Here is a 12,121-nt window from a genome sequence, read left to right as displayed (position 1 = left end):
CGACGAGGGGCGTTTTATAAAACATGCTTGCTAGCTTACTGTTTCAATAAGCGATTAAGCGGTTTTGTTCAACTTGCTAGCAGCGGTTTGCGCCTGCTTAACGTTGTCTTCGGTAATTTTCTGGCTTTTCTGGATAAAGTCCTGCTGCAGAGATACGACTTTATCGGTATCGCCTTTAACACGCTCAGCCAACTCTTTAGCTACCTTTTGCTGGCCTTCCATGTAACTACGCAGGCCCTCTGCGTCTTTTACTTCCATCATTTGGCGCATTTGCGCAATGCCGGTGTCGGCATAAGCTTTGCTGGCGTCCATCTGAGCGTTAATCATTTTTTCGCTGTAATCGATGCTCAGCGCCATGTAAGCGCGTACTGGCGCCATGAACATGTTGTCAAACTGCTGAGTCATTTCGTTAGTATTTAATGTACGCATCGTCATACCCTCCTGGGGTTAGTCTTACCAAAAGCAGCTATCCAGAGGTTGGCGCTGCTTATTTAATTGGGTAGCTTTATTTATAAGCTATCTTGCAGTGCAGCATAGCAACTGTTTTTGTGCAGTGCAACATTTGGTTTTTGGCATTTTAAAGTGCACGGGGCAAGAGCCTGTTTACCCCTATGGTCTAACCAGCTAGCTTGAAGGCAGTGGATGTGGCTTTAGCGAGTGAACGATAGGTCGGCTATGCGCTCAGATAAGCATCACCATTAATCTTACTGATGGGAGAAAGAGCAATGGCAACACGGATGGAACGCGATAGCATGGGCGAGTTGGAAGTGCCTTCTGAGGCTCTTTATGGGGCACAAACCCAGCGGGCAATCAATAACTTCCCTGTCTCTCATTCGCCCATGCCCCCGGCCTTTATTCACGCTGTCACGCGTATCAAGCTAGCGGCAGCCCGGGTTAATCAATCGCTAGGAGGGCTTGATAGTGCGCGGGGGGAAGCGATTCAAAAAGCGGCGCGGGAAGTGTTAACGGGCAAGCATGACCAGCACTTTCCTATCGATGTGTTTCAAACTGGCTCAGGTACCTCCACCAATATGAATGTCAACGAGGTGTTGGCTACATTGGCAAGCCGTGAAGGCGTTGAGGTAACCCCGAACGATCACGTCAATATGGGGCAGTCCAGCAATGATGTGATTCCCACGGCCATTCACCTGTCGGCTGCCATCGCGGTGCACGAATCGTTGCGCCCAGCCCTTGTCCACCTGCGTGACACTATCGACAAGCGGGCCAGTGAGCTGAGCCATGTGGTAAAAACCGGTCGTACTCACCTCATGGACGCCATGCCGCTGCGTATGGATCAAGAGCTGGGTGCTTGGTCTAGCCAACTAGGTCAGGCCATTGAGCGCTTTGATAGTGCCATGAAACGGCTGTGCCGATTAGCTCAAGGTGGCACGGCCGTGGGGACCGGCATTAACGCTCCTATCGGTTTTGCTGAGCAGGTCGCCCAAGAGCTGAGCGAACAGACCGGGTTGATGTTTACCCCTAATGACAGCTTCTTTGCCAGCCTCTCGTCTCAGGATGCGGCGGTAGAGCTCTCGGGGCAGTTGAAAGGCTTAGCCTGCGTGATTATGAAAATAGCCAACGACCTGCGCTGGATGAATTCGGGGCCGCTGGCGGGGCTGGGCGAGATTGAGCTCGAGGCGTTACAGCCCGGTAGCTCAATTATGCCTGGGAAGGTTAATCCTGTTATTCCTGAGTCAGCCGCCCAGGCCGCTGCACAGGTTATTGGCCTGGATACCGCGATTACCGTGGCCGGGCAGAGTGGTAACTTTCAACTGAACGTGATGTTGCCGTTGGTGGCTTCCAACTTATTAACGTCTATAAGCTTGATGAGTAATACCGCTCGATTGCTGGCTGATCGTGCGATTGCCACCTTTAAGGTTCGTGAAGATAACCTGGAAGGCCCGCTGGCCAGAAATCCCATTTTGGTAACGGCGCTAAATGGCGTGATTGGCTATAACGCCGCCGCCGCTGTCGCCAAAGAGGCTTACCAGGCGGGGAGGCCAATTATTGATGTGGCGGAGGAGAAAACTGACCTTGACCGGGAGACGCTAGAGCGGCTGCTGGATCCGGTCGCGTTAACGCACGGAGGCATTCCTGAGTAACACGTTTAAGGTCAGCTATCTTTAGGCCAACCGCGTTCAGGTTTCCTGCTTTTCGGTTTTACCTTCCTGAATCGTTTCGCTGGCCTCACTGCGCTCCTCAGCATCGGCTTCGGGCGTTTCATGCTCATCTTGACGCGAAGGGCGGTAGCAAAAGGTGGCCAGTATCGGGAAGTGGTCGGAGCCGAAGTAACTCAGGCGCTGCATGCCGACTAAGGTGAAGTGTTCGGTCACAAAAATGTGGTCAAGGGGCCAGCGCAACACGGGATATTTGGCGTGGAAGGTGCTGAATAAACCACGTCCCCGGCGTGGGTCGAGCATGCCGCCAACGCGGCAGAAAAGTCGCGTAGTGCGCGACCACGCTACATCGTTCAGATCCCCGGCGACCAACGTTGCTTGGGGATCTTCATGAATTTTCTTGCCGACCAATAGCAGTTCAGCATCCCGCCAAAGGGATTTTTCACTCTCACTGGGGGCCGGTGGACGGGGATGTAACGCGTAAAAGCGAATGCTATCGCCGTTAGCAAGCGTCACTCGGGTGTGAATAGACGGGATGTCGTCCTGAATTAGCCACTCCACCGAGGTGTTAGAGAGCTCCAGGTGCGAGTAAAGGTGCATGCCGTAAAGGTTGTCGAGCGGGATTTTAACGCTGTGCGGCCACTGCTCTGCGAGAGCCGGATCTAACTGATCTTGCCACCACTGGTCTGACTCCAGGGTCAGTACTATGTCGGGCTGATGCTGTTTAATCATATCGATCAGCGCTTGGGCCTGCCGGTTAGGGGTCAGTACGTTAGCGATCAGTAGCGTGATCGTTTTATCTGAATCGTTACTCTTCGCCGCCTTGACCTGCACCGGCCACAGCGGTGTCCAGGGCAGAATATAGTAGACTTGAAACAGTAAAGTGATGCCTGAGGCGAGCAGGGCTACCCATAGCCAAGGGCCAGGCTCAACGAAGATAGCGGCTAATAGCCAAGTGATTAAAGCTAGGCAAGCGATCTGCAGGCGTGGAAATTCAAAACTGCGGATCCACCACCAGTGTAAATGTATTCTTGCAATCAGCGTCGCCAATAACAGTACGATCGCTATGCTTCCTAGCAAAATACCCAGCATGGTTTATCTCCCTATAGAACACCCAGCACCTTGAAGCGTTAAGCCTAGCGCTAGAAGGTCACAGGTGTCGAATTGAGCCTCTATTCGTAATGGGTTTAAGGCTGGCGGGAGAGGGCGCGCAATGGAAAAGAACTTGCAATTCAGTGATAAGAGCGTAAGATATGCATCCGTTGCAAGGCGCGCGGCTATCCAATAGCCCATCTCAGAAAGTGCAATAGAACAGATAGCGCAATAGAACCATAGCTCAGTTGGTTAGAGCGCCACGTTGACATCGTGGAGGTCGGCGGTTCAAATCCGCCTGGTTCTACCAGCCTTATGCCACACCTCTTTTCAGGACCATAGCTCAGTTGGTTAGAGCGCCACGTTGACATCGTGGAGGTCGGCGGTTCAAATCCGCCTGGTCCTACCAGCTTTTATCAGAAACGCCCCAGGCAGTGATGCTTGGGGCGTTTTTGTGTGGGTGTTATATGGCGTTTTTTATTTTGTAGACTATAGCTTTTAACTAGCTCTTTTGAATTAGGTCGGGTAGGTCAGTTTGGCGCATAAACGTTGCTACCAGGGCCTCAATGCCTGCTTGGTCTTGTTGTGTGAAGCGCGCCTCCAGCGGGCTATCCAAATCCAGTACGCCCCATAGGTTGCCATCGACTACGATGGGAATCACCAGTTCAGAGCGAGAGTTGGCGTCGCAGGCAATATGGTCGGCAACCGCGTGTACGTCGTCCACTCGCTGGGTAGTTTGTTGGCGAGCAGCCGCGCCGCATACGCCTTTGCTAAAGGGAATCGGGTGGCAGGCGGGCTGCCCCTGAAAAGGGCCTAGACCTAACACATCAGGCTGGCGTTGAAGGTAAAAGCCTACCCAGTTTAAGTCGCTAAGCTGTTGGTGAATAAACGCACAGGTTTGCGCGCTGTTGGTGAGCCAATCACGTGTATCGAGCAGCGCTTCAAGCTGTCGATTGAGAAGAGGGTAGTCAACACTGTTTTGCATGAGGGATCCTTTGCTACAAACGCAACAGGCCGACACTTTTGCATTTGGGGTTACCTATGCGTGTCGGCCTGACGTCATCTATTGATGGCTTGCGGTATTACTCGATCCAGCCAGGAACTGCTGCGCCTTTGAATAGTTCTTCGGCTTTCTCGATCACTTCATCACGCTGATAGGCGTCGACCAGTTGACGAATCTCTTCACGCTCTTCGTCACCGCCGCGAACCGCGATCAGGTTGACGTAAGGAGACTCGGGGCCCTCTTTGATCAAGGCGTCATCCAGGCTTAGGCCAGCAGGCTGAGCGAAGGTGTTGTTGATGAACGCCATGTCGACATCGGGCAGCACGCGGGGGAGTTGGGCGGCTTCTATTTCGCGGAAACGGAAGTCGCGGGGGTTTTCAGCGATATCGATCGGTGTTGATTCGAGAAATTCTGGATCGTTAAGGGTGATCAGGCCTTCGTTGTGCATCAGGATCAGCGCGCGACCTTCATTTGAAGGGTCATTGGGCAGTGCGATTTGTGCGCCGTCAGGCAGGTCGTCGATACTGTCGTATTTTTCTGAGTAAGCACCAATCGGGTACACGAAGGTGTAACCAGCGATTGCCAGGTCATAGCCACGATCGTCGACCATCGACTGCAAATAGGGCTCATGCTGGTAGGCATTGGCATCTAGGCTGCCGTCTGCAAGGGCTGCGTTCGGGGTAACGTAGTCAGTGAACTCGATGATTTCTACATCAAGGTCGTACTCTTCTTTGGCAATGCGCGCTGCAACTTCCATCACTTCTGTTTCAGGGCCCGCAACGGTGCCCATTTTGATGCTGCGCGTTTCAGCATTGGCGACGTTAACGGCAAGCGCCAGGGCGGTAAGGCTGCCAATAATCAGTTTTTGCATGAATCTCTCCAGTGGCATTTTGATAGATGGTGCAATGATGCGGCAATAAAAAACTGTTGTCTAATGCATTTTAGTTATAATGGATGACAAATAAACGAGTGGCTACTTGCGATCGCTTTTGCGTACCAAGTAGTCGCCCAAGCTCTGAAAACCCTGCACCATGACGACCAAAATAACCACGGTAATCAGCATGATGGTTGGGTTGAAGCGGTTGTAGCCGTAGCGGATACCTAAGTCGCCGAGACCACCGCCGCCCACTGCGCCGGCCATGGCGGAGTAACTTACCAGCGTGACAACGGTAATGGTTAAACCCGTCATGATCCCGCCGCGAGCTTCCGGAATCAGCACCTTGCGAATAATTTGCCAAGGCGTTGCGCCCATGGCTTGGGCGGCTTCAATTAACCCTGGCGAGATTTCATTAAGTGCAGCCTCGACAAGCCGAGCGACAAACGGAATAGCGGCAATTGTGAGCGGTACCGACGCGGCATTAATGCCAATCGAGGTGCCCACCAACATGCGCGTAAAAGGAATGATCGCTACCATCAAAATAATAAACGGGATGGAGCGACCAACGTTGGTAATAATGCTCAGTACTTGATTAAGTACGGGCTTCGCCAATATTTGCCGTGGGCGTGTAACGTACAGCATTACCCCAAGGGGCAAGCCGACGAGGGTAGAAATAAGTCCTGAAACGGCCACCATATAAAGGGTATCCAGCGTGGCCTGTAAAATGAGATCAATCATTGCGCTGGACATGGCCGAGTACCTCCACTTGCAGTTGATGAGATTCGAGATAGTGCATGGCTTGCTGGGTTTGCGTCGGAGAGCCGAGTAGTTCCGCAATCATCAGGCCCAGGGTGCGTTCCTGAATCGACTCTACTTTTGCTTGTAAAATGCTGACATCGACCCCGCACTCTCGAGCAAGGCGGGAAATCAGCGGCGTCGAGACTGCATCGCCAGAGAAGGTTAGGCGTACCACAGGGTGGGTGTTTTCGCCTGGGGCATCAAGGAGTCTCTCAATCAGCTCTTTGGGCGGTGTTAGCTGGAGGAAGTCGTTAAGAAACTCACGACCAAGCTGGGTACGCGGAGCGGTAAAGAAGTCGCCGACTTCAGCGTCTTCCACCAGTTCGCCGTCCGAGATCAAACTCACCCGGTGGCAAATCGATTTGACCACTTCCATCTCGTGGGTGATCAGCAGGATGGTAATGCCCAGTTGGTGGTTAATATCGCGCAGCAGTTCCAGTATTGAACTGGTGGTTTGTGGGTCTAGCGCAGAGGTTGCCTCATCACAGAGCAACACCTGCGGCTTGCTGGCTAGCGCCCGGGCGATCGCCACACGCTGTTTTTGACCGCCGGAAAGCTGAGCAGGGTACTGGTTGGCCTTATCTGCCAGGCCTACCATCTCCAGGAGCGGAATAACGCGATCGCGGACGGTGTGGCGTTTTTGCCCCATTAGTTCTAGAGGCAGGGCAACGTTGTCGAACACCGTGCGTGTGGTCAATAGATTAAAGTGTTGAAAAATCATGCCAATACGGTGACGCGCACGATTAAGCGCGGCGTTACTCAGCTGGGTCATTTCCTGACCATCGACCGTGACGCTGCCGCTCGTGGGGCGCTCTAAGAGATTAACGCAGCGAATTAGCGTTGATTTACCTGCGCCGGAGAGGCCGATGACGCCGTGAATAGTGCCTTTGGGCACACTGAGAGTGGCATTTTTGAGTGCATGGACGGCATTTGCGCCGCTGCCCTTGTTGTTACTGAAATAGGTTTTACTGACGTTGCTAAGTTCAATCATAGCGTCTGCCTTAACGGTAGGCCGAAGACGGAGTGCGGGATGCGAGCTGGGGGAGGGCCAGTATCGAATAGAAAATAAAAAAGGCCACCCCAATGGGTGGCCATCAACGCTGGACACACCCGTTTAGCTGCACTTCACTCAATCAGTAGGCTAAATACTAAGCCATAGACTAGGTGGACGCCCGCAATCTGGGTACAAATCGGCGTCATTACATTTGCGGCAAAATTTTAGAGATAGGTCGCTGCCTTGTCAATTTTATCCATCTGATTTTATGTTGTAAGTCGCCGAGTCAGCATTATTTTCTGATTTTTATAAATATTTAAGTTTTTAGTTCTGTGCGTGCGTTTTTAAAGATGTGTAGCTGGATGAAGTTACCTTGAGTTGAAAGCAGCCATAGAAAAGTCAATGGCGTAGAATGGCGGGATCAAGAAACCCTCAAGGCAGAATGCACGGCGGTAAGGGAGCAGTAGGAAGCTTGCGCCATTCATTGAGCGCTTTTGCTACTTGCTCTTTACGACTTATTTGAATTACACGGCTTTTTTATTAGATGAGGAGAAAGCGCCTTATGTTTACTGGCATTGTGCAAGGGGTAGCCAGGGTTGTGGCGGTACGCGAGCTGGATGATTTTCGCGTGCATGTGTTGGAAATGCCCCCCGCGATGCGCGAAGGGCTTGAGGTCGGAGCGTCTGTTGCTCATAACGGCGTTTGCTTGACGGTAACGGCCATAGAGGGGGATAGCGTTAGTTTTGATTTGATGCGTGAAACGCTGCGATTGACTAATCTTGGTGCAATAACCCCTGGGCAATGCGTCAATATAGAGCGCGCGGCGCGCTTTGGTGATGAGATAGGCGGACACTCCATGTCAGGCCACATCATTTCCATGGCAGAAGTGGTGGCCATCGAAGAGGCGCCCAACAACCGTCGGCTATGGTTTTCGCTGCCGGAACGACTGGGCCGATTCGTGTTTGAAAAGGGCTATATCGGGGTGGACGGTATTAGTTTGACCATTGGGGATGTACGCCCCACTGAAAGTGGGGATGTGGAGTTCAGCGTCAATTTAATTCCTGAGACACTTTCGCGTACCACGCTTCAAGATCGAGCCCCCGGGGATCAGGTCAATATTGAAATTGACCCGCAAACCCAGGTGATCGTTGAAACCGTTGAGCGAGTGCTTTCTCAAAAAAGCGGCGTTTAGTAAGTGACGCGGCAATGGCAATAATCAGCTTTTTTGGTTAATGGGTTGACCGATCGGTTAGTTCATGGCCTAAAGATTGCTAGACATTAGGCGGCGGGCGATTTCCGCCAACATTGGTCGCTACGCTGAGGCGCTCGCATCACAGCGAGCGTTTCGGTAGTATGTGCGGCTTTTCTCAGCACCAGAACGCATACTCATGCGGCGTTAGCGCTAAGGATAAAAAGATTCATGAAACTTCTGGATAACTATTTCAAGCTCTCCGAGCACAAAACCAACGTGAAGACAGAAGTTATCGCCGGGATCACCACCTTCCTGACGATGGCCTATATCATCTTTGTCAACCCGAGCATTTTGTCTGAAGCGGGGATGGACTACGGCGCAGTGTTCGTCGCCACTTGCCTAGCGGCAGCGATTGGCTGTTTCGTCATGGGGATGTGGGCTAACTACCCGATAGCTCAGGCGCCAGGCATGGGTTTGAATGCCTTTTTCACCTACGGCGTGGTGCTGGGGATGGGCTATACCTGGGAAGCTGCGCTGGGGGCGGTGTTCTTCTCAGGTCTAACGTTCTTCTTGTTGAGTATTTTTAAAATTCGCGAGTGGATCATTAACTCCATTCCTATGACGTTACGGTTGGGGATCGCCGCTGGTATTGGCCTTTTCCTGGCAATGATAGCGCTTAAGAACGCCGGTATCGTGGTTGCCAACCCCGCGACCTTTGTTTCCTTAGGTGATCTTTCCCAACCCGCGGCTATTTATGCGCTGCTGGGCTTCTTTGTGATTACCGCGCTCTCTTACTTGCGAGTGACTGGTGCCGTCATGATCGGGATTTTGGGGATTACTATTGTTGCAATGGTGCTCGGCCATAATGAGTATGGGGGCCTGATGTCGATGCCACCCTCTATTGCACCTACCTTTATGGCGATGGATTTGATGGGCGCGCTGGATGTGGCGATGCTTAGCGTGATCTTTGCCTTCCTGTTTGTGGATCTATTTGATACCTCCGGCACCCTGGTAGGCGTTGCTCACCGCGGCAAGCTGTTGGACAAGGATGGCAAGTTACCGCGCATTGGTCGCGCCATGATGGCCGACAGCACCGCGTCAATGGCGGGTGCCGCCTTGGGTACTTCCACCACCACAAGCTACATTGAATCGACGGCGGGTATCGCTTCGGGTGGCCGTACTGGGTTAACGGCGGTAGTGGTTGGTGTTCTGTTCCTGATCAGCCTGTTCTTCGCTCCGCTGGCGGGTTCTATTCCGGCCTACGCTACCGCAGGTGCGCTGCTGTATGTGGCGGTATTGATGGCAGGAAGTTTGGCTCACGCGAACTGGGAAGACCCCACCGACGCCGCGCCGGTACTGATTGCCGCCCTGGCGATGCCGCTGACGTTCTCGATTGCCGAAGGTATTGCGCTTGGCTTTATTAGCTATGTAGCGATCAAGGCGTTGTCGGGCCGTTTTGCCGACCTGAATCCGGCGGTGATTATTTTGGCGTTGCTGTTTGCGACAAGATACCTTTTCTTGGTTTGATTGATCATTACCACTTTTTATTACTCAATGAGAGACGCGATGAGCATCTACGGCGACTACATTAAGTCCGTCATTCGCACGGTTCCCGATTGGCCTGAACAGGGCGTGAACTTTCGCGACATCACCCCGTTGCTGCAAAATAGCGCGGCCTTTCGCAAGCTGATCGATAGCTTCGTTCACCGCTATCAGGAAATGAACCTGGATGCCATCGCGGCCATTGATGCGCGTGGCTTTATTATTGGTGCGCCGCTCGCTTATGAGTTGGGTTGCAGCTTTGTACCGGTGCGTAAGAAGGGCAAGCTGCCTTTCAAGACCATCAGCGAGACTTATAAGCTGGAGTACGGACATTCAGAAGTGGAGCTGCACTCCGATGCGTTCCAGAAAGATGACCGTATCCTGCTGATGGATGACCTCATCGCCACCGGCGGCACCATGCTGGCCGCGGCCAACCTCATTCAGCGCAGCGGTGGTCAGGTGGTTGAGACCGCCACCATTATTGATCTGCCTGAGCTGGGCGGATCGCAGAAAATTCGCGATGCTGGTTTCAGTGTATTCGCAGTTTGTTCTTTCAACGAAGACGAGTAATGCCCCATGAGCAGCGATCGCTACCACCAACACTTCACTGTCTCCTGGGATCAGTTGCACCGTGATGTGCGCACCCTATGCCATCAAATGATCGAGCGTGATTTTAAAGGCATCGTAGCGATTACCCGCGGCGGTTTAATTCCCGCCGCGCTGATTGCTCGGGAGCTTAATATCCGGCTGATCGATACCGTGTGTATTAAAAGCTACGACCATATGGATCAGGGCGGTCTGGATATCATGAAGGGCGTCGATCATGACGGTGAAGGTTGGTTGCTGGTCGATGACTTGGTGGATACTGGCAAAACAGCGCGGGCAGTACGTAAAATGCTGCCTAAAGCTCACTTTGTGACTATCTATGCCAAGCCGGATGGTCGTCCCTTGGTGGATCAATACCTGACCGAAGTTGCCCAGCAGTGCTGGATTCAGTTCCCCTGGGATATGGGTGTTGCATACGTTGAGCCGCTTGTTGATCAAATGAAGAGGTAATAATGGCCAATCCACTTCCCGACGATTGGAGTCAGTGGCTGGGTAATGAGTTTCAGGCTGACTATATGCTGGCGCTAAAAGATTTTTTGGCGCAGCAAAAAGCTGCGAAGAAGATCATATATCCCCACTCAACGCAGTGGTTTCGTGCCTTTGAACTGACCCCATTGAACGAAGTGAAGGTGGTTATTTTAGGCCAGGATCCCTATCACGGGCCCAATCAGGCTCACGGTTTATGCTTTTCCGTGCAGCCCGGCGTACCCGTGCCACCGTCGCTGGTCAATATCTACAAGGAGTTGGCCACTGATGTTGGTTTTACCCCCGTGCGCCACGGCCATCTGGAAGCATGGGCCAAGCAGGGCGTGTTGTTGTTAAACACTTCGCTGACTGTGGAGCAGGGCAATGCGGCATCTCATCGCGGTAAGGGATGGGAGCCCTTCACTGACCGCGCGATTGAAACCGTCAGCCAGCACGCGCCGCCGTGTGTGTTTCTGCTGTGGGGCAGTCATGCGCGCCAGAAGAAGGCGTTAATCGACCAAAGGCGCCATTTAATACTGGAAGCCCCGCACCCATCACCGCTCTCTGCGCATCGGGGCTTTTTTGGTACCCGGCATTTTTCCCAAGCCAATCAATTTCTTCAGGCGCAAGGGCGAGCACCTATCGAATGGCAATTGCCTGAAACCCCTTAACCTCGTAAGTGGTTGCGGGTAGAATACGCGCAATTTTGTGCCTAGCTGATGCAACCTTGGTTGCCATTCTGAATCCCCTGCAGTGAGGAAGTCCCATGAGTGTTTACGCCATTAACCATCCGCTTGTACAACATAAGCTGGGTCTGATGCGCGAAGTTGACCTGAGCACTAAGAGCTTTCGTGAACTGGCAGGTGAAGTCGCCAAGCTGCTGACCTATGAAGCAACCAAAGGTCTTGAACTGGAAGATCATGAAATCCAGGGATGGAACGGTGAGCCAATTGCAACGCGCCGATTAAAAGGTAAAAAAGTCACCGTCGTACCGATTCTGCGTGCCGGGCTCGGCATGCTGGAAGGCGTAACGGATCTAATCCCGAGTGCGCGGGTAAGCGTTGTAGGTCTTTATCGCGATGAAGAGACGCTACAGCCGGTGCCTTACTTTGCCAAGTTTGCCAACGATATCGAAGAGCGCATGGCGATCGTGATAGATCCCATGCTGGCCACCGGCGGTTCGATGGTAGCAACACTGGATATGCTCCGTGAGCGTGGCTGTGAGCATATGAAGGTGATCGTGCTCGTCGCCGCCCCTGAAGGTATCAAACGGGTGCAGGACGCTTACCCCGATATCGAAATTTACACCGCCTCAATCGATGACCGCCTCGATGAAAATGGCTACATCGTCCCCGGACTAGGTGACGCTGGCGACAAGATTTTCGGAACGCGCTAAGCATCGTTATTGACATTGCCCCTTACGCCCAGCGTCAGG

General features: G+C 52.7%; 13 protein-coding genes and 2 tRNA genes. 9 read left to right on the top strand and 6 right to left on the bottom strand.

The features are described from left to right. Positions 1 to 54 precede the first annotated feature (54 nt). The gene (locus HALTITAN_RS09295) at positions 55 to 429 is read right to left on the bottom strand and encodes a phasin family protein (protein ID WP_039859040.1); all 375 of its coding nucleotides are present in this window, start codon (positions 427 to 429) and stop codon (positions 55 to 57) included. Positions 430 to 725: 296 nt separating this feature from the next. Here HALTITAN_RS09295 and HALTITAN_RS09290 point away from each other — a divergent pair, with 296 nt between their 5' ends. Then, positions 726 to 2,102, top strand: a complete 1,377-nt coding sequence (locus HALTITAN_RS09290; protein WP_039859038.1) for a class II fumarate hydratase — start codon at positions 726 to 728, stop codon at positions 2,100 to 2,102. Positions 2,103 to 2,138: 36 nt separating this feature from the next. Here HALTITAN_RS09290 and HALTITAN_RS09285 read toward each other — a convergent pair whose 3' ends face one another. After that, positions 2,139 to 3,209, bottom strand: a complete 1,071-nt coding sequence (locus HALTITAN_RS09285) for an endonuclease/exonuclease/phosphatase family protein (protein ID WP_009286938.1) — start codon at positions 3,207 to 3,209, stop codon at positions 2,139 to 2,141. A 233-nt stretch (positions 3,210 to 3,442) separates the two neighbouring features. On the opposite strand from HALTITAN_RS09285, the gene HALTITAN_RS09280 reads away from it, so the two are divergent. Both HALTITAN_RS09280 and HALTITAN_RS09275 read left to right on the top strand, forming a co-directional pair. Beyond that, positions 3,443 to 3,519, top strand: a tRNA-Val gene (locus HALTITAN_RS09280). Between the two features lie 22 nt (positions 3,520 to 3,541). After that, positions 3,542 to 3,618: transfer RNA gene (locus tag HALTITAN_RS09275), tRNA-Val, on the top strand. Between the two features lie 93 nt (positions 3,619 to 3,711). On the opposite strand, the gene HALTITAN_RS09270 is transcribed toward HALTITAN_RS09275, so the two are convergent. The 4 genes from HALTITAN_RS09270 to HALTITAN_RS09255 all read right to left on the bottom strand — a co-directional run bounded on the left by HALTITAN_RS09270 (position 3,712) and on the right by HALTITAN_RS09255 (position 6,878). Then, entirely contained in the window at positions 3,712 to 4,194 is a 483-nt protein-coding gene (locus HALTITAN_RS09270; protein ID WP_027957467.1) for a GAF domain-containing protein, read from the bottom strand. Between the two features lie 97 nt (positions 4,195 to 4,291). Further along, complete coding sequence (locus tag HALTITAN_RS09265; RefSeq protein WP_007114419.1) at positions 4,292 to 5,083, bottom strand: MetQ/NlpA family ABC transporter substrate-binding protein; 792 nt, start codon at positions 5,081 to 5,083, stop codon at positions 4,292 to 4,294. A 102-nt stretch (positions 5,084 to 5,185) separates the two neighbouring features. Then, positions 5,186 to 5,839 carry a methionine ABC transporter permease gene (locus tag HALTITAN_RS09260; RefSeq protein ID WP_022523240.1) on the bottom strand — a complete coding sequence of 218 codons (654 nt, stop codon included), beginning with the start codon at positions 5,837 to 5,839 and terminating at the stop codon, positions 5,186 to 5,188. Beyond that, positions 5,820 to 6,878: a methionine ABC transporter ATP-binding protein gene (locus HALTITAN_RS09255; protein WP_022523241.1), complete on the bottom strand. Its 1,059-nt coding sequence runs from the start codon at positions 6,876 to 6,878 to the stop codon at positions 5,820 to 5,822. Before HALTITAN_RS09255 ends, HALTITAN_RS09260 begins: the two co-directional genes overlap by 20 nt. A 565-nt stretch (positions 6,879 to 7,443) precedes the next feature. On the opposite strand from HALTITAN_RS09255, the gene HALTITAN_RS09250 reads away from it, so the two are divergent. The 6 genes from HALTITAN_RS09250 to upp all read left to right on the top strand — a co-directional run bounded on the left by HALTITAN_RS09250 (position 7,444) and on the right by upp (position 12,082). After that, positions 7,444 to 8,073: a riboflavin synthase gene (locus HALTITAN_RS09250; RefSeq protein WP_022523243.1), complete on the top strand. Its 630-nt coding sequence runs from the start codon at positions 7,444 to 7,446 to the stop codon at positions 8,071 to 8,073. A 228-nt stretch (positions 8,074 to 8,301) separates the two neighbouring features. Then, a complete protein-coding gene (locus tag HALTITAN_RS09245; RefSeq protein WP_009286934.1) occupies positions 8,302 to 9,600 on the top strand; it encodes an NCS2 family permease in 1,299 nt (432 codons plus the stop codon). Positions 9,601 to 9,639: 39 nt separating this feature from the next. Then, positions 9,640 to 10,185, top strand: coding sequence for an adenine phosphoribosyltransferase (locus HALTITAN_RS09240; RefSeq protein ID WP_022523244.1), 546 nt, complete (start codon positions 9,640 to 9,642; stop codon positions 10,183 to 10,185). 6 nt (positions 10,186 to 10,191) lie between these two features. After that, positions 10,192 to 10,671 carry a xanthine phosphoribosyltransferase gene (gene gpt / locus HALTITAN_RS09235; RefSeq protein WP_009286932.1) on the top strand — a complete coding sequence of 160 codons (480 nt, stop codon included), beginning with the start codon at positions 10,192 to 10,194 and terminating at the stop codon, positions 10,669 to 10,671. A 2-nt stretch (positions 10,672 to 10,673) separates the two neighbouring features. Further along, positions 10,674 to 11,357, top strand: a complete 684-nt coding sequence (ung, locus tag HALTITAN_RS09230; RefSeq protein ID WP_009286931.1) for a uracil-DNA glycosylase — start codon at positions 10,674 to 10,676, stop codon at positions 11,355 to 11,357. A 95-nt stretch (positions 11,358 to 11,452) separates the two neighbouring features. Beyond that, the gene (upp, locus tag HALTITAN_RS09225; protein WP_009286930.1) at positions 11,453 to 12,082 is read left to right on the top strand and encodes a uracil phosphoribosyltransferase; all 630 of its coding nucleotides are present in this window, start codon (positions 11,453 to 11,455) and stop codon (positions 12,080 to 12,082) included. Positions 12,083 to 12,121: the final 39 nt, after the last annotated feature.

The organism is Vreelandella titanicae BH1 (genome assembly GCF_000336575.1).
GTDB classification, from domain to species: domain Bacteria; phylum Pseudomonadota; class Gammaproteobacteria; order Pseudomonadales; family Halomonadaceae; genus Vreelandella; species Vreelandella titanicae.
The sequence above is the reverse complement of the archived record's forward strand: the minus strand, read 5'-3'. Positions and strand labels throughout refer to the sequence as shown.

Excerpts from the sequence above, each read along its gene's own strand:
- HALTITAN_RS09255 (WP_022523241.1), bottom strand. The coding sequence starts at position 6,878 with ATGATTGAACTTAGCAACGTCAGTAAAACCTATTTCAGTAACAACAAG.
- HALTITAN_RS09285 (WP_009286938.1), bottom strand. The coding sequence starts at position 3,209 with ATGCTGGGTATTTTGCTAGGAAGCATAGCGATCGTACTGTTATTGGCG.
- HALTITAN_RS09295 (WP_039859040.1), bottom strand. The coding sequence starts at position 429 with ATGCGTACATTAAATACTAACGAAATGACTCAGCAGTTTGACAACATG.
- HALTITAN_RS09245 (WP_009286934.1), top strand. The coding sequence starts at position 8,302 with ATGAAACTTCTGGATAACTATTTCAAGCTCTCCGAGCACAAAACCAAC.
- HALTITAN_RS09260 (WP_022523240.1), bottom strand. The coding sequence starts at position 5,839 with ATGTCCAGCGCAATGATTGATCTCATTTTACAGGCCACGCTGGATACC.
- HALTITAN_RS09250 (WP_022523243.1), top strand. The coding sequence starts at position 7,444 with ATGTTTACTGGCATTGTGCAAGGGGTAGCCAGGGTTGTGGCGGTACGC.
- gpt (WP_009286932.1), top strand. The coding sequence starts at position 10,192 with ATGAGCAGCGATCGCTACCACCAACACTTCACTGTCTCCTGGGATCAG.
- upp (WP_009286930.1), top strand. The coding sequence starts at position 11,453 with ATGAGTGTTTACGCCATTAACCATCCGCTTGTACAACATAAGCTGGGT.
- ung (WP_009286931.1), top strand. The coding sequence starts at position 10,674 with ATGGCCAATCCACTTCCCGACGATTGGAGTCAGTGGCTGGGTAATGAG.
- HALTITAN_RS09290 (WP_039859038.1), top strand. The coding sequence starts at position 726 with ATGGCAACACGGATGGAACGCGATAGCATGGGCGAGTTGGAAGTGCCT.
- HALTITAN_RS09240 (WP_022523244.1), top strand. The coding sequence starts at position 9,640 with ATGAGCATCTACGGCGACTACATTAAGTCCGTCATTCGCACGGTTCCC.
- HALTITAN_RS09265 (WP_007114419.1), bottom strand. The coding sequence starts at position 5,083 with ATGCAAAAACTGATTATTGGCAGCCTTACCGCCCTGGCGCTTGCCGTT.
- HALTITAN_RS09270 (WP_027957467.1), bottom strand. The coding sequence starts at position 4,194 with ATGCAAAACAGTGTTGACTACCCTCTTCTCAATCGACAGCTTGAAGCG.